Consider the following 23,587-nt stretch of genomic DNA (forward strand, 5'->3'; position numbering starts at 1 on the left):
CTTCGCTGGACTGCCTTCCCAAAGAATCTCTTCTCAGACCAATTTCAACTCCCAAAACGCCATATGCGATTCCCCTGGATCGACGGGGGGGAGATGTCCGGCAGGACAGAGGGGGGCGCTGTCCTGGGCGCTGTCCCGCCAACATCTCGAAATTTCGGCTAGGTGTTGACCCCGAGCTCGACCAGCCGCTCGACGCAAGACTCCTCGGCCTGATCGAGTTCGGCCAGCGTCTCCTCGAGGTCCCGGCGCTTTTGCCTGAGGTCCTCGCGCTTTTCCTCGATGCGCTTGATCATCAGCTTGAGCTGCCCGACCTCGCCCGGCGGCTCCTTGTACATCTGGATGATCTCGCGGATCTCGTTGATCGAGAAGCCGAGCCGTTTTCCGCGCATGATTTGCCGGATGAGGTGACGGTCGGAAGGGCGAAACAGCCGCGTACGGCCGCGCCGCACCGGCTGCACCAGTCCCTCGTCTTCGTAAAAACGCAGCGTCCGCGTCGACACGTCGAATTCGCGGGTCAGTTCGGTGATCGAATAATATTCCCGCATTGTCACTCCATGCCGGAATTCCGGGTGATCGCCTGCGGCGTCGCCCATCTGTCCCGAACCAAACCCTTGCCCGCCGGAATCGACGCGGCACCCCGCACGAGCCTCGCACGGCATTTACGTAAAAGTCAATTAAGACGCTTACCGGACGCCGAACCACCAGGTCGCGAGGCCGAGGAAGGCAAAGAATCCAACGACATCGGTAACGGTGGTGACGAAAACCGCCGAAGCGACCGCGGGATCGACCTTGAACCGGTCGAGCAGCAACGGGATCAGGATGCCGGCAAGGGCCGCCACGAACATGTTGATGATCATCGCCGCCGCGATGATGCCACCCAGATTGGGGTCATGGAACCAGACAGCCGCGACGATGCCGATCAGGATCGCGAAGACGATGCCGTTGATGAAGCCGACGCCCATTTCGCGGCGGATAATGCGGCCGGCATTGTAGATGTCGAGATCCCTGGTCGCCAGCGCCCGCACGGTGACGGTCATGGTCTGCGAACCAGCATTGCCGCCCATGCCGGCCACGATCGGCATCAGCACGGCGAGGGCGACGATATGCTCGATCGTGCGATCGAACAGGCCGATCACCGATGCCGCCAAAAATGCCGTCAGCAGATTGACGAGCAGCCAGGGAACGCGCGAGCGCGAGGTCGCCAGAATGCTGTCGGAGAGCTCCTCGTCGCCGACGCCGCCCATGCGCAGCAGGTCCTCCTCCGCTTCCTGTTGGATGACGTCGACGACGTCGTCGATGGTCAGCACGCCGACCAGCCGCTCGTTCTCATCGACGACGGCGGCCGACAAAAGGTCGTATTGTTCGAAGTCCCGCGCCGCCTCTTCCTGGTCCATGGTGGCCGGGATGGCGTGCCGCGTCTCATGCATGACTTCCTCGACCTTGACCGCGCGCTTGGTGCGCAGGATCTGGTCGAGATCGATGGCGCCCAACAGCTTGAAGGTCGGATCGATGACGAAGATCTGGCTGAAGCGGTCGGGAAGGTTCTTGTCCTCGCGCATGTAGTCGATGGTCTGGCCGATGGTCCAGAAAGGCGGCACCGCGACGAACTCGGTCTGCATGCGCCGCCCGGCGGTCTCTTCCGGGTAGTCGAGCGAACGGCGCAGCCTGATCCGCTCGGTGAACGGCAGCTGCGACAGGATCTCGTCCTGGTCTTCCGGCTCCAGGTCTTCGAGGATGTAGACCGCATCGTCGGAATCGAGTGCCTGCACGGCTTGCGCGATCTGCGCATTGGGCAGGTTATCGACGATATCCATGCGGATCGCCTCGTCGACTTCGGTCAGCGCGGAAAAATCGAAGTCGGCGCCCAGCAGCTCGACCAGCGCGCGCCGCTGTTCGGGGTGCAGCGCCTCGATGAGGTCGCCAAGTTCCGACTGATGCAGGTCGTCGACTTGGCGCTTGAGGGTCAGCGTATCGCGATCGGCGATCGCCGCATCGATCTGGGCAAGGAAGGACGATAGGACGGCACCGTCCTCGCCATAGATATCAGCGTGGTGCTCGTCGGCGGCCCTGGCGCCGGTCGTCCGTTCGTCCTGGCCTTCCACCAGCGCCTCCCGCCATCAGAATCCGGAAAAGGTGCAAATCAGGTCTAGACCATGAGTCCGCAAAGTGGAAACCGGTTTTCGGTCCGGTGCCCATACAAAAGTGACGGCGACCCGGAACGCTTCAACTTCGCAACATGTCCTTCCAACGCACGGGAATTTCAGGCCAAACACATGCTTGCCCGCTCACCGATGCCGAGTTGTCGTGCCCGCGCGAACTGTCGATTTCATCAAAAGCAGGCCACGCTTCGGCTTCCTGCGGCGCGACAGCCGATGTCGCTGGGGAAAGAGCACCCCCGCGCCATTGGAGCAGAATTGTCATGATGCAGGTCCAGGCATCGGCTGGCCCCGCCAGGCCGCAACAAAAAGCCGGAAGCCCTTGAAGATCAGGTCACGGACAGAGAACAAGGCAATCGAAGAGCGGCGCGTTCGCGTGGTCGTGGCCGAACGCAATCCGCTCGTCATATCGGCTCTGCGCGAAATGCTGGACTGCGACGGGCGCTTCGAACTTTTGGCCTCGGTACAAAGCGGCAGGCATTTCCTGGAGCTTGCAGCGGTACAGGAGTTCGATGTCGCCGTGATCGGCTGGAAGCTCTCCGACATGGACGGCGCGGACGTCCTGGCCGAGGTCCAGGGCCGCAAGCTCAACATCCGCATCGCGGTCTTCTCAAATGACCATGACATCGGCATCCTGAAACAGTGTGTGCGCCTCGGCGCGCAAGGCTACTGCTTCCAGTTCGACGATCCCGCCATCATTTTCGACACGATCCTGGCTGTCGCGCACGGCCGCATCTGCATCCCCTATATCGACATCAACAAGGTCAACGACACGCCTCTGTCCCGGCTTACCGTGCGCGAGCGTGAACTGCTGGCGGTACTGTCAGATGGCTGGACCAATTTGCAGATCGCGACCCGGACCGGGATCTCCGAGAATACGGTGAAGTACCATCTCAAGAATCTCTACGACAAGCTGGACGTCCGCAACCGCGCCATGGCGGTCGCGCTCTATTCACGAGAGAGGCGCAGCCAGAAGCAGCCTTTCGGGTAGGGCAACCGGGTAGGCCATACCCACCCGCACGCGGCAAGTTCTTACCCGCCAAGGTATTGTTGACATCAGCCATCGAAACGAAACTCCCCACCACCGCTTTGCTGGATCAGGAGGAGTTCGCACATGGCCGGTTTCACCCATCTTTTCATTCCCGGGCCGACCAATATCCCCGAACAGGTGCGGCAGGCGATGAACCTGCCGATGGAGGATATGCGCGCGGCCACCTTCCCCGACCTCACCCTGCCACTGTTCGAAGACATCAAAAGCGTCTTCAAGAACGAGACCGGCCGCGTCTTTATCTATCCGTCCTCCGGCACCGGTGCCTGGGAAGCGGCGATGACCAATGTGCTCAGCCCCGGCGACCGCGTTTTGATGTCTCGCTTCGGTCAGTTCTCCCATCTGTGGGTCGACATGGCCGAGCGGCTCGGCTTCGAGGTCGACGTGATCGACTGCGAATGGGGAACCGGCGTTCCGCTTGACCTCTATGCCGAGCGGCTGAAGGCGGACAAGACGCACCGCATCAAGGCGATCTTCTGCACCCAGAACGAGACGGCGACCGGCGTCACCAGCGACGTCGCCGGCTGCCGCGCAGCGCTCGACGATGCGAACCACCCTGCCCTGCTTTTCGTCGACGGCGTCTCGTCGATCGGCTCGATCGACTTTCGCCAGGAAGAATGGGGTGTCGACTGCGCCGTCAGCGGTTCGCAGAAAGGCTTCATGCTGCCGGCCGGCCTCGGCTTCCTGTCGGTCAGCAAGAAGGCGCTCGTGGCTTCCAGAACCGCCACCCACCAGCGCTGCTTCTTCTCCTTCGAGGACATGATCCGTGCCAACGATGCCGGCTATTTTCCCTACACGCCGGCAACACAGCTCCTGCGCGGCCTGCGCGCCTCGCTCGACCTGATCGAGGATGAAGGGCTCGACGCCATCTTCGCCCGTCACCATCGCCTCGCCGAAGGCGTGCGCAAGGCGGTCGATGCCTGGGGCCTGAAGCTCTGCGCCAAGGCGCCGAAATGGCATTCGGACACGGTCAGCGCCATCCTCGTGCCTGATGGCATCGACAGCGGCGACGTCGTCAAGCGCGCCTACCAGGCCTACCAGACGTCGCTCGGCGGCGGCCTCAACAAGGTGTTCGGCAAGGTTTTCCGCATTGGCCATCTCGGCTGGCTCAACGAGGTGATGGTGCTGGCCTCGCTGTCGTCAGCTGAAATGGCGCTGCTCGATTGCGGCGTGCGGCTGGCGCCGGGCTCCGGCGTCGGTGCCGCCATCCAGCATTTCCGCGCCTCGGCGGCAATGCCGGTCGCCGAAGCGGCCTGAGGGGACAGAAGATGAGCCACACCATCAACCACCTCAAGAAACTCAGGCTCCAGCGCAGCGAGCTGGCGGTTCCCGGCTCCAGCCCGGAGATGATCGACAAGGCGGCCAACAGCGCCGCCGACTTCGTCTTCCTCGACATCGAGGACGCTGTCGCCCCGCCCGACAAGGAACGCGCCCGCAAGAACATCATCCAGGCCCTGAACGACATCGACTGGCGCGCCAGGGGCAAGACCGTATCGGTGCGCATCAACGGCCTCGACACCCATTACATGTACCGGGACGTCGTCGACGTGATGGAACAGGCCGGCGACCGGCTGGACACCATCCTGGTGCCGAAGGTCGGCGTGCCGGCCGACCTCTATATGGTCGAGGCCATGGTCAACCAGATCGAGATGGCCAAGGGATTCAAGACCCGTGTCGGCCTGGAAGCGCTGATCGAGACCGCGCTCGGCATGGCCAATGTCGAGGCGATTGCCGCGACGCCAGGCCGGCTGGAAGCCATGCATTTCGGTGTTGCCGACTATGCCGCCAGCAACAAGGCACGCACCGTCAATATCGGCGGCCTCAACCCCGACTATCCCGGCGACCAGTGGCATTTCGCGCTGTCGCGCATGACCGTCGCCTGCCGCGCCTATGGGTTGCGCGCCATCGACGGGCCGTTCGGCGATTTCTCCGATCCGGAAGGCTACAAGGCGGCCGCCAGGCGCGCGGCCGCACTCGGTATCGAAGGCAAATGGGCGATCCATCCCTCGCAGATTGCCTTGGCCAACGAGATGTTCTCGCCGCCGGAGAAGGAAGTCACGCGCGCCCGCCGCATCCTCGAAGTGCTGAAGGAAGCCGAGGCGCAGGGCAAGGGTGCTGCCGCGCTCGACGGCAAGATGATCGACGCCGCATCGGAACGCATGGCGCGCAACGTGCTGGTGGTTAATGACGCCATCGAACGCGCCGGCCAGCTTAACTAGCCAACGAGAACCGCGCGTCGCGGCACTTCGACGATTTGGGGAGGAGAAAAAATGGACATCCACGAATATCAGGCCAAGGAACTGCTCGCCCGGCATGGAGTGCATGTGCCGCGCGGTGGCCTGGCTTACAGTCCCGAACAGGCGACCTACCGGGCGCGCGAGATCGGCGGCGGCAAATGGGTGCTGAAGGCGCAGGTTCATTCCGGTGCCCGTGGCAAGGCCGGTGGCATCAAGCTTTGCGCCAATGACGAGGAGATCTCCAGCGCCGCCGAGGCCATGCTCGGGCGCAAGCTGGTGACCCACCAGACCGGCCCGCGCGGCAAGCTGATCTCGCGCCTCTATCTGGAGGAAGCCGTCGACATCGCGCAGGAGCTCTATCTCGGCTTCGTGCTCGACCGCAAGGAAGAGCGCGTCATGATCGTCGCCTCGGCCGCCGGCGGCATTGAGATCGAGGAGATTGCCGAAAGAGCGCCGGATTCCATCATCCGTGCCACCGTCGATCCGGGCGTCGGCATGCAGCGCTTCCAGGCGCGCGAGATCGCCTTCGGGCTCGGGCTGGAGGACAGCCTGATCGGCAAGGCGACCGAGACCATCTTCAGCTGTTACCAGGTGTTCCGCGACTACGACGCCTCGATGCTGGAGATCAATCCGTTGGTGGTGACCCGCGACGGCAGCCTGGTCGCCCTCGACGCCAAGATGTCGTTCGACGAGAACGCGCTGTTCCGGCGGCCCGAAATCTCCGAATTGCGCGACAAGAGCCAGGAAGACCCGCGCGAAACCTTCGCCAGCGACCGTGGCCTCTCCTATGTCGGCCTCGACGGCAATATCGGCTGCATCATCAACGGCGCCGGGCTCGCCATGGCGACCATGGACATGATCAAGATCGCCGGCGGCGAGCCGGCGAACTTCCTCGACATCGGCGGCGGCGCTTCGCCCGAGCGGGTGGCGAAATCCTTCCGCGCGGTGCTCGGCGACAAGAACGTCGAGACCATCCTGGTCAACATCTTCGCCGGCATCAACCGTTGCGACTGGGTTGCCGAAGGCATCATCAAGGCGATCCGCGAGGTCGGCGTCAACGTGCCGCTGGTGGTGCGGCTTTCCGGCACCAGGGCCGAGGAAGGGCGCAAGATCCTGGCCGATTCCGGCGAGGCGGTGATCGTCGCCGACACGCTCGCCGAAGCCGCCGAAAAAGCCGTCGCCGCGTGGCGCGCGGCCACCAAGAAAAAAGCAGCCTGAGGGAGGACAGAAAAATGGCAATCCTGCTCAACCGCAGCACGCGCGTCATCGTGCAAGGTTTCACCGGCAAGATCGGCAGTTTCCATGCCGAGGACATGAAGCGCTACGGCACCAAGCTCGTCGGCGGCGTCACCCCCGGCAAGGGCGGCCAGACGCATCTTGGCCTGCCGATCTTCAACACCGTCAAGGGCGCGGTGCGCGAAACCCGCGCCGAGGCGAGCATCGTCTTCGTGCCGCCGCCCTTCGCCGCCGATTCGATCATGGAGGCCGCGGATGCGGGGATAAAGCTCTGCGTCTGCATCACCGACGGCATCCCCTCGCAGGACATGATGCAGGTCAAGCGCTACATGCGCCGCTACCGCTTCGAGGACCGCATGCGGCTGGTCGGGCCGAATTGCGCCGGCATCATCACGCCCGGACAGGCGCTGATGGGCATCATGCCCGGCTCGATCTACCTTCCTGGCCGCGTCGGCATCGTCGGCCGCTCGGGCACGCTGGGCTACGAGGCCGCCTCGCAGATGAAGGCGCTCGGCATCGGTGTATCGACCAGCGTCGGCATCGGCGGCGATCCGATCAACGGCTCCTCCTTTAAGGACGTTCTGAAGCTGTTCGAGCAGGATGACGAAACCGACGCAGTGGTGATGATCGGCGAGATCGGCGGACCGCAGGAAGCGGAAGCCGCGATCTGGGCGCGTGACAATATGCGCAAGCCTCTGATCGCCTACATCGCCGGGCTTTCGGCCCCGAAAGGCCGCCGCATGGGCCATGCCGGCGCCATCATCTCGGCCTTCGGCGAGTCGGCGCAGGAGAAGGTCGAGATCCTGAAAGAGGCCGGGGTGATCATCGTGCCGACCCCGTCATCCTTCGGCGAGGTGGTGGCCGATACGCTGGCTCGGAGGAAACAGGCCGCGTAGCCGCGGGATCAGGCGAAAGCCGACGCGGCGACGCAGCCTCCAAGACGCGCCGCCGCCTTCGTTTCGGGGTGCGCAAAGCGATTGATCCGTTATAGCCATTCCCAGCGATTAAATACTCGTGGCGCACTTGTTTCGCTGGAAACGATTTGCTACACGCCGCGAGCCGGTCGGTTCCGGCTCTACCACGTGCGGTCGTGGCGGAATTGGTAGACGCGCAGCGTTGAGGTCGCTGTGGGGCAACCCGTGGAAGTTCGAGTCTTCTCGACCGCACCAAATCATCCTGACGACACAGCTGCGGATTGAACCAGCAAGCACTCATTGTCTTGCCGGCGCGTCGATGCGGCGCCTAAGCGCACGGCGAACTGGACGTTTCTGCTTGATATCGCCATATGGAAGGCGACAAGAGAGACGCCATGACAGAACGCAGCCAGATCGCCACGTCGTTCCTCCCGTTGCCCGGTTCGGCGCCGGTAGAATGGCTGGTCGAACCTGGCCTTACCGCCTATCCCGATGCGCTGGCCTTCATGGAGGCGCGCGCCGAGGCGATCCGCAGCGGAGCCGCCGGCGAGATGGTCTGGCTGGTCGAGCATCCGCCTCTCTACACCGCCGGCACCAGCGCCCGCATCGAGGACCTGATCGAGCCTGACCGCTTTCCGGTCTTCGCGGCCGGTCGCGGCGGCGAATACACCTATCACGGGCCCGGCCAGCGGGTTGCCTATGTCATGCTCGACCTGAAGCGCCGGCGCGAGGACGTGCGCGCCTTCGTCGCCGCACTCGAACAGTGGATCATCGGTACGCTCGCCGCCTTCAACGTGCGCGGCGAGCGCCGCGAGGACCGGGTCGGTGTCTGGGTGGTGCGGCCCGATCGCCCCGCCTTGCCGGACGGCTCACTGGGCGAGGACAAGATCGCGGCAATCGGCATCAGGCTGCGGCGCTGGGTCAGTTTTCACGGCATAGCCATCAATGTCGAGCCGGACCTTTCCCATTTCGGCGGCATCGTGCCCTGCGGCGTGCAGGACCATGGCGTCACCAGCCTCGTCGACCTTGGCCTTCCCGTGACGATGGCCGATCTCGATCTCGCGCTGAAATCCGCGTTCAAGGATGTGTTCGGTGCAACCGTGGCCTTGCCCGCCGAAGTGGCCCGCAAGACCGGCTGACCGCGCGTCAGATCAGTTGGGCCGACGCCCACAACACGCCGCAGCCATGGATGGCGAACACCGCCAGCAAGGCCCCTGCGATGACGAGACGGTCGACGGTGCCGATCGGCTCCAGTTCGTGACGTGGCTTCACGCCGCTGCCGACGGTGAGCAGGCTGAGGATCGAAAACACCGCACCGGCCGCCAGCAGGAAGCCCGACGAAAAACCAGCCCGCCAGCCGAGCGCCAGAAAGGCCGAAAGCAGCGAGAAGGACGCCAGCGCCAGGACGATTGGCCCCGGGCAGATCTGGCGCAGCACCTGGCCGCCGTCGAATTTCCACACCGGCACCAGATTGGCGATGTTGAACAGGGCCACGCAGCCCGCAAGCGCGGCCAGCAGCGCGGCCGCGGCCTTGTGGCCCTCGCCGCCGGCAAGCACGCTCGCGGCAATGACGATCGGCACCAGGAAGGCTGAGAACCCCGCCCCCATCAACGCCACGAAGGCCACTTCGAAACGGCTGTTGTAGGGCCTGCCGCCAATGGCGATGCCGCCAAGCAGCGGGATGAAGATCATCCGCGCCCTGCGATGGCCCGTCAGCCGAAACGCCGCCATGTGGCCGAGTTCGTGCAGTGCCACCACCGACGTCAGGATCGCGGCCAGCGCCAGCCCGCCGAGGTGAAGGCCGAAGAACGGCCACAGCATCAACGCCGACAGCACGGCAAAGCCGACCTGGCTCAGCGGATGCTCGAACCAGCCGCCCTTGCGGTACTGCCCGGTCCTTGCCCAACACTGCAGCTTGGAGAGCTCGCGGCGCATGGCGAAGTAACGGAACACCAGGAAAGCGACGCCGCGATACCGGTCTGTGCGGCTGAGCGTCACGCGTGTGCCGCTGCCCTGCGAAACCAGTTCGGCGGTCTCGCCATAATCCTTCCAGAACGAGCCATCGAGCGCGGTGTCCTCGATCACCCGCATCGAGAAGCGGCTGCCCTCGACGACGTCTTCAAACCGCGCCCTGCGCTCGATCGGCTTGCCGTCGCGGCCTTCCCACGACAGCATGATGCGGGCCACGCCCCCTTCGTCCAGCGGTTGCGCCGACAGGATCTCGCCGGACCAGCCGGCATCGCTGCCAAGTGGCCACAGCGCTTGCCACAGGCGCTGCCGGTCCATTGCCATGACGCGGCTCGACCGGACCGTGCGCAAACCGAGCGGCACGGTCATCAAGAGAAAGATCAGCCCGAAATTGCTGGCCACGAGAATGGCCGTGACGATGGGCGACACCTGGACGTTGCTCCTGCCTGGAGGCGCACCCTAACGTCGCGGCGGCAAGAAAAGCTTAACGGCGGAGCGGCTTACGGCAATCGGGAAATAGCGATGGCGGATGCCGCCAACTCACATGGCTCCGATCCAGATCGCCATGGAAACAAGAAACGCACTCATGCAAACCAGTGAGATGACATCCTGAACCAAATCGGTCATAACTCTCTCCTGTTGTGGATATGTTTCTAATTTGTTCTAATTTTGTTCCATTGTCAACGAACAGAATCCGACCGCATCCAAAATCTCCGGGCGATCAGATCGGCAGAGTTAAGAAAAGGTTGACAGCCCGCCGCCTATCAACAGGCAGGGGAAATGGCGGGCGTCGGGCACTCGCGAAACACGCAGGTGTTGAGTTTCAGGTCAGGCCGGCAACACCTGACGCACAGACTAAAGCGGCACCACCTTGCCGTCGGAGAGCGTGACGCGCCGGTCCATGCGCGATGCCAGTTCGTGATTGTGGGTGGCGATCAGCGCGGCGAGACCCGATTGCCGCACCAGCGCCTCCAGCGCCTCGAACACATAGGAGGCTGTGACCGGGTCGAGGTTGCCGGTCGGCTCGTCGGCGAGCAGCACCAGCGGCGCATTGGCGACAGCTCGCGCAATGGCGACACGCTGCTGCTCGCCGCCGGACAGCTCGGATGGCCGGTGCGACGCCCGCTTGCCGATCTGCATGTAGTCGAGCAGTTGCGCGGCGCGCTCGCCCGCTTCCTTGCGCGGCAGCCCCTTGATGAGCTGCGGCATCATGATGTTTTCCAGCGCCGAAAACTCCGGCAGCAAATGATGGAACTGATAGACGAAGCCGACATCGTTGCGGCGGATCGAGGTGCGCTCGTCGTCGGACAACCGGCCGCAGGCGCGGCCGGACAAGATCACGTCTCCGGCGTCTGGACGCTCCAGCAGGCCCGCCGTATGCAGCAGCGTCGACTTGCCGGTGCCCGACGGCGCCACCAACGCCACCATTTCGCCGCGCCGCAGCGAGAAGTCGGCGCCGTTCAGGATGGTGAGCTTGCGCGGCCCCTGGACATAGTGCCGCTCGACGCTCTTCAGCTCGATAATGACCTCGGCCACTACTCATACCTCAACGCTTCGACCGGATCGAGGCGGGCCGCCCGCCAGGCTGGAAACACCGTTGCCAGGAAGGACAACGCCAGCGCCATGATGATGACGTAGGTCGTCTCGCGCGGATCCATCTTGGCCGGCAACTGGCTGAGGAAATACAGCTCCGGATTGAACAGCACCTTGCCGGTCATCCAGGAGAAGAACTGGCGGATCGATTCGATGTTGGTGCAGATCAGGACGCCGAGCAGCACGCCGGCGAGCGTGCCCGTCACGCCGATCGCCGCTCCCGTCATCAGGAAGATGCGCAGGATGGCGCTGCGCGAGGCGCCCATGGTGCGCAGGATGGCGATGTCATGCCCCTTGTCCTTCACTAGCATGATCAGTCCGGAAATGATGTTGAGCGCCGCCACCAGCACGATCAGCGTCAGGATCATGAACATCACGTTGCGCTCGACCTGAAGGGCGGAAAAGAAGGTCTCGTTGCGCTGGCGCCAGTCGACGAGGTCGATGGGGCGTTGCGCCGCCTCTTCCACCTTCGGTTTCAGCGCATCGACATCATCGGGATTGTCGACATAGATCTCGATCGTCTGCGCCCGGCCATCCATGTTGAAATAGAGCTGCGCTTCGGAGAACGGCATGTAGACGATGGAGCTGTCATACTCCGACATGCCGACTTCGAAGATCGCGGCGATCTTGTAGCCCTTCATGCGCGGTGTGGTGCCGAGCGGCGTCACATCCCCGTCCGGCGAGATCAAGGTGATGGTATCGCCGAGCGCCAAGCCGAGATTCTCGGCCATGCGCTTGCCGATGGCGACGCCCTCGCCGGTATCGAAATCCGCGAGCGTGCCTTGCTTGATGTTGCTGGCCACGATGGCGATCTTGCCGAGGTCTTCGCCCCTGATACCGCGCACCAGCGCGCCGGTGCCGCCGCCGACATTGCCTTGCGCCAGCACCTGGCCATCGATCAGCGGAATAGCGTATTTGACGCCGGACACGCCGTTGATGCGGCTGGCGACCTGGGCATAGTCCTCGAGTGGCGAATCGAGCGGCTGCACGATCAGATGGCCGTTGACGCCGAGTATGCGCGTCAAAAGCTCGGCGCGGAACCCGTTCATCACGGCCATGACCACGATCAGCGTGGCGACGCCCAGCATGATGCCGAGAAAGGAGATCGAGGCGATCACCGAGATCACCGTCTCCTTGCGCCGCGAGCGCAAATAGCGCCACGCAACCGTGCGTTCGAAGATTGAGAACGGGCCGGCGCCCGCCGATCTCGCTGCCGCCGCCTCGCTCATGCGGCGGCACCGAAGCGTTTTGCCGCGTCGGCGATCGGCAGCGTCACGCGCTCGCCGCTCTTGCGATTCTTGATCTCGACCTCGCCGGCGGCCACGCCGCGCGGCCCGACAATCACTTGCCAGGGCAGGCCGATCAGGTCCGCGGTGGCGAATTTGCCGCCCGGCCGCTGGTCCGTATCGTCGTAGAGCAGGTCCTTGCCGGCGGCCGTGAAGGCAGCGTTGAGCTCGTCGCAGACGCGGTCGCAGTCGGCGTCGCCCGCCTTCATGTTGATCAGGCCGATATCGAACGGCGCCACCGCTTCCGGCCAGATAATGCCGTTCTCGTCGTGGCTAGCCTCGATGATCGCCGCGACCAGCCGCGACGGGCCGATGCCGTAGGAGCCGCCGGAGGCGAAATGATCCTTGCCGTCGGGGCCGGTCACCTTGGCGCCCATCGGCTTGGAGTATTTCTCGCCGAAGTGGAAGATATGGCCGACCTCGATGCCGCGCGCCGAGACCCGGTCACTTGTCGGGACCTTCTCCCAGGCCGCCTCGTCATGCATCTCGTCGGTGGCGGCGTAAGGCGTCGTCCACGTCTTGACGATGTCCGATATCTCGCCGTCATTGGCGAAGTCGGTGTTCGCGCCAGGCACGGCAAGCGACAGATAATTGCGATGACAGAAAACCTGGCTCTCGCCTGTATCGGCCAGGATGATGAACTCATGGCTGAGATCGCCGCCGATCGGTCCGGTGTCGGCCCGCATCGGGATTGCCTGCAGGCCCATGCGGGTGAAGGTCCGGAGATAGGACACGAACATCCTGTTATAGGCGGCCCGCGCGCCCTCGAAGTCGAGATCGAAGGAATAGGCGTCCTTCATCAGGAATTCGCGCGAACGCATCACGCCGAAGCGCGGCCGCACCTCGTCACGGAACTTCCACTGGATGTGGTAGAGGTTGAGCGGCAGGTCCTTGTAGGACTTGACGTAGGCGCGAAAAATCTCGGTGACCATTTCCTCGTTGGTCGGTCCATAGAGCATGTCGCGGTCCTGACGGTCCTTGATGCGCAGCATCTCCTTGCCGTAGTCGTTGTAACGGCCGCTCTCGCGCCACAGATCGGCCGACTGGATGGTCGGCATCAGGATCTCCAGCGCGCCGGCGCGGTTTTGCTCCTCGCGGATGATCTTGCAGACCTTGTCCAGCACCCGCTTGCCCAGCGGCAGCCAGGAAAAACTGCCCTGCCCCTGCTGTCGGATCATGCCGGCGCGCAGCATCAGCCGATGCGAGACGATTTCGGCCTCGCGCGGATTTTCTTTAAGGATAGGCAGGAAATAGCGCGACAAACGCATGGACTGGTCCGTGAATGAGAATGGCCACGCCAGAATCGGCGGGGCGCAGGCTTGCTTGCCCCGGCTTCATAGCGATTTCATGACCGAATGGAAACCCGGCCATCCCACCACATCAGCCCCTTCCGTCCCGGAATCCCGCGCTTCGGATCAGTCCGCGCCGACAATGGAACGCACCGATCCTCTTCGGATTTGCCCACCAATTCTTTGCGCGCGTCAATCGCGAACATGCCGCAAAGGCTCTATCAACCCTGGCTATCCGTTTCAAAAGCAAAGCCTGCCGCACTATTGTGCAGTGCAGCACGAGAATGCCCGTTTCAAGGCAAAATTCTTCGTGACATTTTCATTTCCGTTAGGCTAATGTGCCCCGATAACCGAGAGGGCAGAAACAAATCTGCCTTCCTACGCGGTCAAAGTCTTGGGAGGATGCGATCTAGGCGCGGTTATTCGCTGCCGCCGGACACCGGAAACAGATCGGACGCGTTTAATTGCAAGGCCTTGTGCCTTGCATTTTTTTTGTGCAATCATCTGGTTAGCGCCGCGAATTACCAGGCTACATGACCTTGTGTCAGCAGCCCGTGGCCGGCAGACGGGGCGGCATCTCAATATCATCCGCAGCGCTCCGATCTCGTTGGAGCACCTTTGGGGAGCAGTTTTACCGGGCGCTCTATTTCGCTGGGGTCTGGCCGAAATCCGGCACGATGTGCGGGATGTCGTTGAGGCTATATCCCAGCCCGTGCGTCAAACCGTAGAAAATGCCCATCAGGATCGCCGTCGCGATGGTGGTGCGGATCACGGCACGCAACATATGCGGCCCGCGCGGCGCGCTCGCAACCGTGCCCAGCGTCACGTCATGATCGTCATCCTGCGTCTTGACGCTGAACGGCAGAACGGCAAACAGCACCACCCACCAAGTCGCGAAAAACAGGGCGGTGAACGAGACCCAGCTCATGATTGCTCCAGTTCGATCAGCGTACCGAAGAAATCCTTCGGATGCAGGAATAACACCGGCTTGCCATGCGCACCTGACTTGGGATTGCCGTCGCCAAGCACGCGGGCGCCGGCAGCCTTGAGCTGGTCGCGCGCGGCCAGGATATCGTCGACCTCGTAGCAGAGATGATGCATGCCGCCCGATGGGTTCTTCGCCAGGAATGCCGCGATCGGCGAGTTCTCGCCGAGCGGCTCCAGCAATTCGATCTTGGTGTTGCCGACATTGACGAACACCACGGCGACGCCATGCTCCGGCAAAGCCTGCGGCTCGGTCACTTCGGCGCCGAGTGTGTTGCGGTAAGCGGCAATGGCGGCAGTCAAATCCGGCACCGCAAGCGCGACATGGTTCAGTCGTCCGAGCATGGCGAGCTTTTTTCTCCCAGGTCCAAGGTTGGCGTCATACGTCAAATCAACCGAGACCGACAGCCTTTCACGAGGAGCGCACTGTCGCACCTGTTGCAAACGACATCAGCGAAGTACAAACGGCAATGTCCGGAATCAGCCCTGCCCGCGCCCGCGTGTTCACTTTCGATCTCGGGTCGTTCAAAGTTGCCGCTTTGCTCGACGCCGTTGATATCAGAGACAAGCTTGCATCGGCCTTCGCGGCCGGACAGCCGCCGGCGGCCGTGCACGAACTCGCGGTCTCGAATTTCATCGACCCGGATCGCTACGAACATTGCTTCGTCCCGACGCTGGTCGACACCGGTTCCGAAAAGATCCTGTTCGACACTGGCTGCGGAGATGAAGACAGTTCACTCCTGGGCTGTCTGCAAGCCCTTGGGCTCGGCCCCGATGACATCGATGTCGTGGTCATCACGCACGGGCATCCGGACCACATTGGCGGGCTTGTCCGGAACGGCGAACCGGTTTTCAGCCGGGCGCGCTATGTATTCGGCGCGGCGGAATTCGCCTTCTGGACCGAAGGAAATGCTGTGCGCGCGGCCAGGTTGGCCAACCGTGATCTCTTCAGGCGGATTTGCACCGGACTGGCCGATCGCGCGACATTCATAGCGCCTGGAGACGAAGTGGTGCCGGGCATCACTGCCATCGATGCAGCCGGTCACTCTCCCGGGCTTTTGGCCTTCCTTGTCGAAAGCGGCGGGCAGCAATTGCTAATCTGGTCGGACGCTTTCCTGCACTATGTCGTGTCCATCCAGCATCCGGAGTGGCATGCCGATTTCGACGACGACAAGGAAAGGGCAATCGAGACCCGCAAGCGGCTGCTGAGGATGGCTTCGGAACGGCGCCTGCTCGTCGCAGGTCATCACATGCCGTTTCCGGGCCTGGGCTATGTCGGGCAGATAGGCGGGTCCTTTCGCTGGATTCCGGTCAGCTATCAGTTGAACGTCTGACCAGACCTGCCCCTCTCAACGGGTGACGAAAACAGTCACCAACGGTTTCTTGCCCCAGGCTTCGTTCGCCGCGCCGCGTACCGCGCGCCGCACCGCCTCCTGCACCAGGTCGAGGTCCTTGCGGCGCTGACGGGGGATCGAATCGACCGCGCCGACGGCCGCATCGATCATCAGGTCCTCGAGCGTCTCGCCACGGGCATCGGCCTCGGCGACGCCAATTGCGACCAGATCGGGATCGCCGGCCAGTTCATACTTATCGTCGAGAACGACATTGACCGCGACATGACCGGCAAAGGACAATTTGCGCCGGTCGCGAATACCCATCGCCTGGTCGGTACCGATCAGATTGCCGTCCTTGTAGACGCGGCCGAACGGCACCTGGTCGATGATGGTCGCGGGACCCGGCGCCAGCCGCAGCATGTCGCCATCGCGCACCTGCGCCACCTGGCCGATGCCCGACATCGACATCAGCGAACCCTGCGCCACCAGATGCGCGGCCTCGCCGTGTACGGGAACGCCTATCTGCGGGCGCACCCATTCATACATCTTGCGCAGTTCGCTGCGCCGGGGATGGCCGGAGACATGCACCAGCGCATCGCCGTCCTCGATGATCTTGATGCCGAGATCGATCAGGCGGTTCTTGATTTCGAGGATCGCCTTTTCGTTACCGGGAATGGTGCGCGAAGAAAACACCACCGTGTCGCCCGCCGTCAGCGACACCGATTTCATCTCATCGCGCGACAGTTTCGCCAGCGCCGCCAGCGGCTCGCCCTGGCTGCCGGTGCAGATGATGACCAGGTTCTCGCGCGGGATGAAACCGAAATCCTCCTCGGCGATGAACTCCGGCAGACCGTCCATGTAGCCAAGCTCGTCAGCGACATCGATGACGCGCTTCAGCGAGCGGCCGAGCACCAGGCACTGGCGGCCGGCATCGCGCGCCGCCCGGGCGATCGAGACGATACGTCCGACATTGGAGGAAAAAGTGGTGACGGCGACGCGGCCCTTGGCGGCCTGGATGACACCTTTCAGGCCCTCGCCCACGGCCACTTCCGAGGGTGAATCGCCTTCGCGCAGCGCGTTGGTCGAATCGCAGATCAGCGCCAGCACGCCCTTGTCGCCATAGGCGCGGAAACGCGCCTCATCGGTCTTGGGTCCGATCGTCGGTTCCGGATCGATCTTCCAGTCGCCGGTATGGATGACGGTGCCGGCCGGCGAGGTGATCGCCAGCGACATCGGCTCGGGGATGGAATGCGCCACCGGAATGGCTTCGAGCTCGAAGGGACCGACGGTGAACTTTTCGCCGGCCCGGTAGATCGACAGCGGGATCTTCGGTGCGCCCTGCTCGCCCTGCCGCTTGGCTTCCAGCAGCCCGGCGCTGAATGGCGTCATCCAGACCGGCGCCTTCAGCTTCGGCCAGGTGTCGAGCAGCGCACCATAGTGGTCCTCATGCGCGTGGGTGATGATGATGCCGCGCAAATTGGCGAGGTTCTCCTCGATAAAGCGCGTGTCGGGCAGGATCAGGTCGACGCCCGGATGCGCCGCGTCGGGAAAGGTGACGCCGACATCGATCACGATCCACTCGCGCGCGCTCGGCGGGCCGTAGCCGTAGAGGGCGAAGTTCATGCCGATCTCGCCGACGCCGCCAAGCGGCACGAAGACGAGTTCGGCGTTGTCCGCTTTCGCCATGATTTTTCCCTTCCTGGCCCTCAGGCCAAGCCGTTAAAGCAATTCCAGCAAAAGTGTCTAACCGTTTTCAGCCCGGAATTGCTCAAGAACAAAACTATACCCGCGCGGACGCGACCGCGCCGAAATGCACATCGCCGGCAGCGATCGTCAGAACAGACCCTTCATCGTCGCGGATCACGAAACGGCAGTCCTCGTCAATGGTCTCGAAGACGCCGCGCACCACATTACCGTCGATTCTGACAGCAACCTCGCCGCCAAGGCCAGCTGCGCGGGCCAGCCAACGCTTCCTGATGGCGGCAAGGCCACGCCCTTCGTCCCAAAGGCGGGCATTCTCGCTCCAGGCATCCGACAGTGCCAGAAACAGCGTTTCGGCATCGCAAGCCGCACCCAACGCATGAAGCGATGTCGCGGGATACGGCAAATCCTGCGGGTGCGCCACCACGTTGACACCGATGCCTACCGCCACCGCGAAACGGCCACCATCAAGCATCGCCGACTCCAAGAGGATGCCGGCGAGCTTGGCCCCGGAGGCGAGCACGTCGTTTGGCCATTTCAGCTCGAAGCGGTTCCGTCCCTGGCTCGCACCGTCGAGACCTATCGCGATGCGGCTCTTCGGCACCACCGCGTCGAGCGCGTCCGCCAGCGCCAGCCCGGCGACAAAGCCGAGCGTCGCGGCCAGGCGAAGCTCGCCAGCGGTGATGACAAGCAGCGTCGCCGCCAGATTGCCTTCCGGCGTTGCCCAGGCACGGCCACGCCGGCCGCGCCCGCTTTCCTGTTTTTTGGAAACGACCCAGAGCTTGCCCGGGTCGCCCGCCCGGGCATGGTCCAGCGCCAGCCCGTTGGTGGAGCCGACACTGTCATGCGCTTCGAGCCGGAACCCTTCCGACGCCGAGGTTGGAGCCAGCCGAAATGCCATCCCGTCAGAAAAATGTCTTGGCGGCGGCTTCGGCATAGGTGCCGATCGGCCCGCCGATCAGCACATAGAACAGCACGAACGCGCCACTGACGCCGAGCACGACACGCAATTCGCTGGCCATCGGCACGAAGCCGCCGACCGGCTCATCGAACCACATGATCTTGATGATGCGCAGATAATAGTAGGCGCCCACCACCGAGGCCAGCACGCCGATGATCGCCAGCGCGTAGAGATTGGCGTTGATGGCTGCGAGGAAGACGTACCACTTCCCCCAGAAGCCGGCGAGCGGCGGAATGCCGGCCAGCGAGAACATCAGGACCGTCAGGATCGTCGCCATCACAGGGTTGGTCGACGACAGGCCGGCGAGATCGCTGATCTGCTCGACATTGCCCTCCTTGCGCCGCATGGCGAGGATGAAGGCGAAGGTGCCCAACGTCATCACCAGGTAGATCAGCATATAGATGGCGACGCCGCGCACACCGGCCTGGCTGTTGGCGGCGAGGCCGACCAGCGCGTAGCCCATATGGCCGATCGAGGAATAGGCCATCAGCCGCTTGATGTTGGTCTGGCCGATGGCGGCGAAAGCGCCAAGCGCCATCGAGGCGATCGAGATGAAGACGATGATCTGCTGCCAGTCGGAAGCGATCGGCTTGAACGCGCCCATGGTGACGCGCACGATCAGCGCCATCGCCGCCATTTTCGGCGCTGCCGCCAGGAAGGCCGTCACCGGCGTCGGCGCACCTTCATAGACGTCTGGCGTCCACATGTGGAACGGCACCGCCGAGATCTTGAAGGCAAGCCCGGCCAGCACGAAGACGAGGCCGACGACGAGCCCAAGCTGGCGCTCGCCGCCGCCAAGTGCGGTGGCGATCTCCTGGAAACCGGTGTTGCCGGTGTAACCATAGACCAGGCTGATACCATAGAGCAGCATGCCCGAGGACAGCGCGCCGAGGACGAAATATTTCAGGCCTGCCTCGGTCGAACGCAGATTGTCGCGGTTGATCGCCGCCAGCACGTAGATCGCCAGCGACTGCAGTTCGAGGCCGAGATAGAGCCCGATCATGCCGTTGGCCGAGATCATCAGCATCATGCCGAGCGTGCAAAGCAGGATCAGCACCGGATATTCGAACTTGTCGAAACGCTCCGCCTTGGCAAAGCGCATCGACATGATGAGCGTCACCGCCGAACCGACCAGCGCCAGCACCTTCATGAAGCGGGCGAAGGAATCCTGGATGAAGGCATTGCCATAGGCGGTGCCCTGCCCGGCGTGGAAGATCAGCCAGGCGCCTGCGATCACCAGCACGGCGACGGCAAGGCCGGTCACCGTATTGGCGGTGTTGGAACGCGAATAGGCCCCGATCATCAGCAGCGCGAGCGCGCCGATGGCAAGGATCAGCTCGGGCGTCGAGAGCGACAGGCTGGAGAGAAGGTCCGGCGTCATGGTTCGCAAAACCCCTGGGTCAGTTCGCCGCCGCGGTCTGCGCGGCGCCGATGGATGCGGTGACATTGGTGACGAGCGACTTGACCGACTGGGCCGTCGCGTCGAAGACGGGTGCGGGATAGACGCCGAAGAAGATTACCAGCACGACCAGCGGATAGATGATCGCCTTCTCGCGGGTCGACAGATCGAGCAGTCCCTTCAGGCTGTCCTTGGTTAGTGCGCCGAAGATCACCCGACGATAGAGCCAAAGCGCGTAGGCGGCCGACAGGATGACGCCGGTGGCGGCGAAGAACGCCACCCAGGTGTTGACGCGGAACACGCCGAGCATGGTCAGGAACTCGCCGACGAAGCCTGACGTGCCAGGCAGGCCGACATTGGCCATGGTGAAGATCATGAACACGGTGGCGTATTTCGGCATGTTGTTGACGAGGCCGCCATAGGCGGCGATCTCGCGGGTATGCATGCGGTCATAGATGACGCCGACGCACAGGAACAGCGCGCCCGAGACCAGGCCGTGGCTGAGCATCTGGAAGATCGCGCCCTGCACGCCTTCCTGGTTCATGGCGAAGATGCCCATGGTGACGAAGCCCATATGGGCGACCGAGGAATAGGCGATCAGCTTCTTCATGTCCTCCTGCATCAGCGCCACCAGCGAGGTGTAGATGATGGCGACGACCGAAAGCGTGAACACCAGCGGCGCGAACATCTCGGACGCCAGCGGGAACATCGGCAGGGAGAAGCGCAGGAAGCCGTACCCGCCCATTTTCAAGAGGATGGCGGCCAGGATGACCGAGCCTGCCGTCGGCGCCTCGACATGCGCGTCGGGCAGCCAGGTATGTACCGGCCACATCGGCATCTTCACCGCGAAGGAGGCGAAGAAGGCGAGCCACAACCAGGTCTGCATGTTGGCCGGGAAGTTGTGCGTCAAAAGCGTCGGGATGTCGGTGGTGCCGGACTGGAAGAACATCGCCATGATGGCGAGCAGCATCAGCACCGAGCCGGCCAGCGTATAGAGGAAGAATTTGAACGAGGCGTAGACGCGCCGCTTGCCGCCCCACACGCCGATGATGATGAACATCGGGATCAGGCCGGCTTCGAAGAAGACGTAGAACAGCACGATGTCCAAAGCGCAGAACACGCCGATCATCAGCGTTTCCAGAAGCAGGAAGGCAATCATGTAGGCCTTGACGCGCTTCTCGATCGCTTCCCACGACGCCAGGACGCAAAGCGGCATCAGGAAGGTCGTCAGGATGACGAACAGCATGGAAATGCCGTCGACGCCCAAATGGTAGGAAATGCCGGAGTCGAGCCAGGCGACCTTTTCGACGTACTGGAAGCCGGCCTGCGAATTGTCGAAGCCGGTCCAGATCAACAGCGACACCAGGAAGGTGAATGCCGTGGTTATGAACGCAATGGCGCGGATGTTGCGGCGCGCGTTTTCGCTGTCATCGTTGATGAACAGGATCAGCAGCACACCAACCAGCGGCAGGAAGGTGACCAGCGAGAGGATTGGCCAAGCGGTCATCAGAGCATCATCCAGGTGACGAGTGCGGCAACGCCGATCAGCATGGCGAAGGCATAGTGATAGAGATAGCCGGTCTGCAGCTTGACGACGCGGTTGGTGACATCGACGACGCGCGCCGAAATGCCATCCGGCCCGAGCCCATCGATGATGGTCCCGTCACCGGTCTTCCACAGGAAGGAACCGAGACGCTTGGCCGGCCGCACGAACAGGAAGTCGTAAAGCTCGTCGAAATACCACTTGTTGAGCAGGAAGGCGTAGAGTCCGCGATGCTGGGCAGCGAGATTCCTCGGCATTTCCGGGGACCGGATGTAGAACTGCCAGGCCACCGCGAGCCCTATCAGCATGGCGATGAAGGGCGAGAGCTCGACCCACAGCGGCAGTTCGTGGATCTCGTGCAGGATGTGGTTGTCCGCCAGCGTGAACAGCGACGCCTTCCAGAATTCGGCATAGCCCTCGCCGATGAAGGCGCCGTGGAAGATGATGCCGGCAAACAAAGCGCCGGCCGCCAGGATGAACAGCGGCACCAGCATCACCGGCGGTGATTCATGGACGTGATGCATCACCTCGTGGCTCGCCCGCGGCTCGCCATGGAAGGTCATGAAGATCAGCCGCCAGGAGTAGAAGGAGGTGAAGCCGGCGGCGATGACCAGGGCCACGAAGGCCAGCCCCGCGACCGAATTGTGCCCGGCAAAGGCCGTCTCGATGATGGCGTCCTTGGAGAAGAAGCCGGCGGTACCGATAACGGTCACCGGAATGCCGACGCCCGTCAGCGCCAGAGTGCCGATCACCATCATCCAGTAGGTGGTCGGGATCAGCTTCCTCAAGCCGCCCATCTTGCGCATGTCCTGCTCGTCGGAGACGGCATGGATGACCGAGCCCGAGCCAAGGAACAGCAGCGCCTTGAAGAAGGCGTGCGTGAACAGGTGGAAGATCGCCGCGCCATAGGCGCCGACGCCGAGCGCCACGAACATGTAGCCGAGCTGGGAGCAGGTCGAATAGGCGATGACGCGCTTGATGTCGTTCTGGACCAGGCCGACGGTCGCCGCGAAGAAGGCGGTGAAGGCACCGATGAAGGTCACCACCGTCAGCGCCGAATGCGACAATTCGAACAGCGGCGACAGCCGCGCCAGCATGAACACGCCGGCGGTCACCATGGTGGCGGCATGGATGAGCGCCGACACCGGCGTCGGGCCTTCCATGGCGTCCGGCAGCCAGGTGTGCAGCGGCACCTGCGCCGACTTGCCCATGGCGCCCATGAACAGCAGCAGGCAGACGACGGTCATCGCCGCCTGCTTGTCCAGCGCATGGCCGAGGAAGGTGAGCACGGCGGCACCCTGCGGCGCGCCTTCAGCAGGAATGAACGTCGCCGCATTGGCGAAGATCGTGCCGAGATTGACCGAGCCGAACAGCACGAACAGGCCGAAAATGCCGAGCGCGAAGCCGAAATCGCCGACGCGGTTGACGACGAAGGCCTTGATGGCGGCGGCATTGGCCGACGGCTTCTTGTACCAGAAGCCGATCAGCAGGTAGGACGCGAGGCCCACCCCTTCCCAACCGAAGAACATCTGCACGAGGTTGTCGGCCGTCACCAGCATCAGCATGGCGAAGGTGAACAGCGACAGATAGGCGAAGAAGCGCGGCCGGTTCGGATCGTGGTGCATGTAGCCGATCGAATAGATGTGAACCAGCGCCGACACGGTGTTGACCACCACCAGCATCACCACTGTCAGCGTGTCGATCCGCAGCGCCCAGGAGACGTCCAGGCCGCCGGACTGGATCCAGTGCAGCACCGGCACGGTGAACACCTCGCCATGGCCGAAACCGACGCTGAAGAAGGCGACCCATGACAGCACGGCCGCGATCACCAGGAAGCCGGAGGTGACGTATTCGGATGCCTTGGCACCGAGCGACGTGCCGAACAGGCCGACGATCAGGAAGCCGAGCAGTGGAAGGAAGACGATGGCCTGATACATG

The 23,587-nt window shown here is 63.2% G+C and carries 20 protein-coding genes and 1 tRNA gene; 8 read left to right on the plus strand and 13 right to left on the minus strand.

The window, feature by feature from the left end; translation table 11 throughout:
- Positions 1 to 158: 158 nt before the first annotated feature.
- Both FJ434_RS12120 and mgtE read right to left on the minus strand, forming a co-directional pair.
- Positions 159 to 545 carry a MerR family DNA-binding transcriptional regulator gene (locus tag FJ434_RS12120; protein WP_006203215.1) on the minus strand — a complete coding sequence of 129 codons (387 nt, stop codon included), beginning with the start codon at positions 543 to 545 and terminating at the stop codon, positions 159 to 161.
- Between the two features lie 138 nt (positions 546 to 683).
- Positions 684 to 2,102 (minus strand): magnesium transporter, encoded by a 1,419-nt coding sequence (mgtE, locus tag FJ434_RS12125; RefSeq protein ID WP_140747217.1) that lies wholly within the window; start codon positions 2,100 to 2,102, stop codon positions 684 to 686.
- A gap of 376 nt (positions 2,103 to 2,478) precedes the next feature.
- On the opposite strand from mgtE, the gene FJ434_RS12130 reads away from it, so the two are divergent.
- The 7 genes from FJ434_RS12130 to lipB all read left to right on the plus strand — a co-directional run bounded on the left by FJ434_RS12130 (position 2,479) and on the right by lipB (position 8,730).
- On the plus strand, positions 2,479 to 3,147 hold the full coding sequence (locus tag FJ434_RS12130) for a response regulator transcription factor (protein WP_140502587.1): 669 nt from the start codon (positions 2,479 to 2,481) through the stop codon (positions 3,145 to 3,147).
- A 123-nt stretch (positions 3,148 to 3,270) separates the two neighbouring features.
- Positions 3,271 to 4,461 (plus strand): aminotransferase class V-fold PLP-dependent enzyme, encoded by a 1,191-nt coding sequence (locus FJ434_RS12135; RefSeq protein ID WP_140502586.1) that lies wholly within the window; start codon positions 3,271 to 3,273, stop codon positions 4,459 to 4,461.
- 11 nt (positions 4,462 to 4,472) lie between these two features.
- Positions 4,473 to 5,423, plus strand: a complete 951-nt coding sequence (locus FJ434_RS12140) for a CoA ester lyase (protein ID WP_140502585.1) — start codon at positions 4,473 to 4,475, stop codon at positions 5,421 to 5,423.
- A gap of 51 nt (positions 5,424 to 5,474) precedes the next feature.
- A complete protein-coding gene (locus tag FJ434_RS12145; protein ID WP_140747219.1) occupies positions 5,475 to 6,659 on the plus strand; it encodes a malate--CoA ligase subunit beta in 1,185 nt (394 codons plus the stop codon).
- A 14-nt stretch (positions 6,660 to 6,673) separates the two neighbouring features.
- Positions 6,674 to 7,573, plus strand: coding sequence for a succinate--CoA ligase subunit alpha (gene sucD, locus FJ434_RS12150; RefSeq protein WP_140747221.1), 900 nt, complete (start codon positions 6,674 to 6,676; stop codon positions 7,571 to 7,573).
- A gap of 188 nt (positions 7,574 to 7,761) precedes the next feature.
- Positions 7,762 to 7,846, plus strand: a tRNA-Leu gene (locus tag FJ434_RS12155).
- A 140-nt stretch (positions 7,847 to 7,986) separates the two neighbouring features.
- Positions 7,987 to 8,730: a lipoyl(octanoyl) transferase LipB gene (lipB, locus tag FJ434_RS12160; protein ID WP_140747223.1), complete on the plus strand. Its 744-nt coding sequence runs from the start codon at positions 7,987 to 7,989 to the stop codon at positions 8,728 to 8,730.
- 7 nt (positions 8,731 to 8,737) lie between these two features.
- On the opposite strand, the gene FJ434_RS12165 is transcribed toward lipB, so the two are convergent.
- From FJ434_RS12165 to mce, 6 genes are all read right to left on the minus strand, one after another.
- Complete coding sequence (locus FJ434_RS12165) at positions 8,738 to 9,988, minus strand: site-2 protease family protein (RefSeq protein ID WP_140747225.1); 1,251 nt, start codon at positions 9,986 to 9,988, stop codon at positions 8,738 to 8,740.
- Between the two features lie 426 nt (positions 9,989 to 10,414).
- The gene (locus tag FJ434_RS12170) at positions 10,415 to 11,095 is read right to left on the minus strand and encodes an ABC transporter ATP-binding protein (RefSeq protein ID WP_027145277.1); all 681 of its coding nucleotides are present in this window, start codon (positions 11,093 to 11,095) and stop codon (positions 10,415 to 10,417) included.
- A complete protein-coding gene (locus FJ434_RS12175) occupies positions 11,095 to 12,381 on the minus strand; it encodes a lipoprotein-releasing ABC transporter permease subunit (RefSeq protein ID WP_027145278.1) in 1,287 nt (428 codons plus the stop codon). The genes FJ434_RS12170 and FJ434_RS12175 overlap by 1 nt, the downstream gene beginning before the upstream one ends.
- Positions 12,378 to 13,706, minus strand: coding sequence for a proline--tRNA ligase (gene proS, locus FJ434_RS12180; RefSeq protein WP_140747227.1), 1,329 nt, complete (start codon positions 13,704 to 13,706; stop codon positions 12,378 to 12,380). The genes FJ434_RS12175 and proS overlap by 4 nt, the downstream gene beginning before the upstream one ends.
- 664 nt (positions 13,707 to 14,370) lie before the next feature.
- On the minus strand, positions 14,371 to 14,655 hold the full coding sequence (locus tag FJ434_RS12185) for a DUF1467 family protein (RefSeq protein ID WP_140502576.1): 285 nt from the start codon (positions 14,653 to 14,655) through the stop codon (positions 14,371 to 14,373).
- On the minus strand, positions 14,652 to 15,056 hold the full coding sequence (mce, locus tag FJ434_RS12190; RefSeq protein WP_140502575.1) for a methylmalonyl-CoA epimerase: 405 nt from the start codon (positions 15,054 to 15,056) through the stop codon (positions 14,652 to 14,654). Before mce ends, FJ434_RS12185 begins: the two co-directional genes overlap by 4 nt.
- Positions 15,057 to 15,181: 125 nt before the next feature.
- Between mce and FJ434_RS12195 the strand changes: the two genes are divergently transcribed.
- The gene (locus FJ434_RS12195) at positions 15,182 to 16,045 is read left to right on the plus strand and encodes an MBL fold metallo-hydrolase (protein ID WP_140502573.1); all 864 of its coding nucleotides are present in this window, start codon (positions 15,182 to 15,184) and stop codon (positions 16,043 to 16,045) included.
- A gap of 15 nt (positions 16,046 to 16,060) precedes the next feature.
- Here the strand turns inward: FJ434_RS12195 and FJ434_RS12200 are convergent, their stop codons facing one another.
- The 5 genes from FJ434_RS12200 to nuoL form a co-directional block, all read right to left on the minus strand.
- A complete protein-coding gene (locus FJ434_RS12200) occupies positions 16,061 to 17,731 on the minus strand; it encodes a ribonuclease J (protein WP_140747229.1) in 1,671 nt (556 codons plus the stop codon).
- 94 nt (positions 17,732 to 17,825) lie between these two features.
- Complete coding sequence (locus tag FJ434_RS12205) at positions 17,826 to 18,647, minus strand: biotin--[acetyl-CoA-carboxylase] ligase (protein WP_140747231.1); 822 nt, start codon at positions 18,645 to 18,647, stop codon at positions 17,826 to 17,828.
- A 4-nt stretch (positions 18,648 to 18,651) separates the two neighbouring features.
- Complete coding sequence (nuoN, locus tag FJ434_RS12210; RefSeq protein WP_140747234.1) at positions 18,652 to 20,088, minus strand: NADH-quinone oxidoreductase subunit NuoN; 1,437 nt, start codon at positions 20,086 to 20,088, stop codon at positions 18,652 to 18,654.
- A gap of 19 nt (positions 20,089 to 20,107) precedes the next feature.
- A complete protein-coding gene (locus tag FJ434_RS12215) occupies positions 20,108 to 21,613 on the minus strand; it encodes an NADH-quinone oxidoreductase subunit M (protein ID WP_140747237.1) in 1,506 nt (501 codons plus the stop codon).
- Complete coding sequence (gene nuoL, locus FJ434_RS12220; RefSeq protein ID WP_140747240.1) at positions 21,613 to 23,586, minus strand: NADH-quinone oxidoreductase subunit L; 1,974 nt, start codon at positions 23,584 to 23,586, stop codon at positions 21,613 to 21,615. The genes FJ434_RS12215 and nuoL overlap by 1 nt, the downstream gene beginning before the upstream one ends.
- Between the last annotated feature and the right edge of the window lies 1 nt (position 23,587).

It is taken from the genome of Mesorhizobium sp. B2-5-13 (assembly GCF_006440535.1).
Classification (GTDB): Bacteria; Pseudomonadota; Alphaproteobacteria; order Rhizobiales; family Rhizobiaceae; genus Mesorhizobium; species Mesorhizobium salmacidum.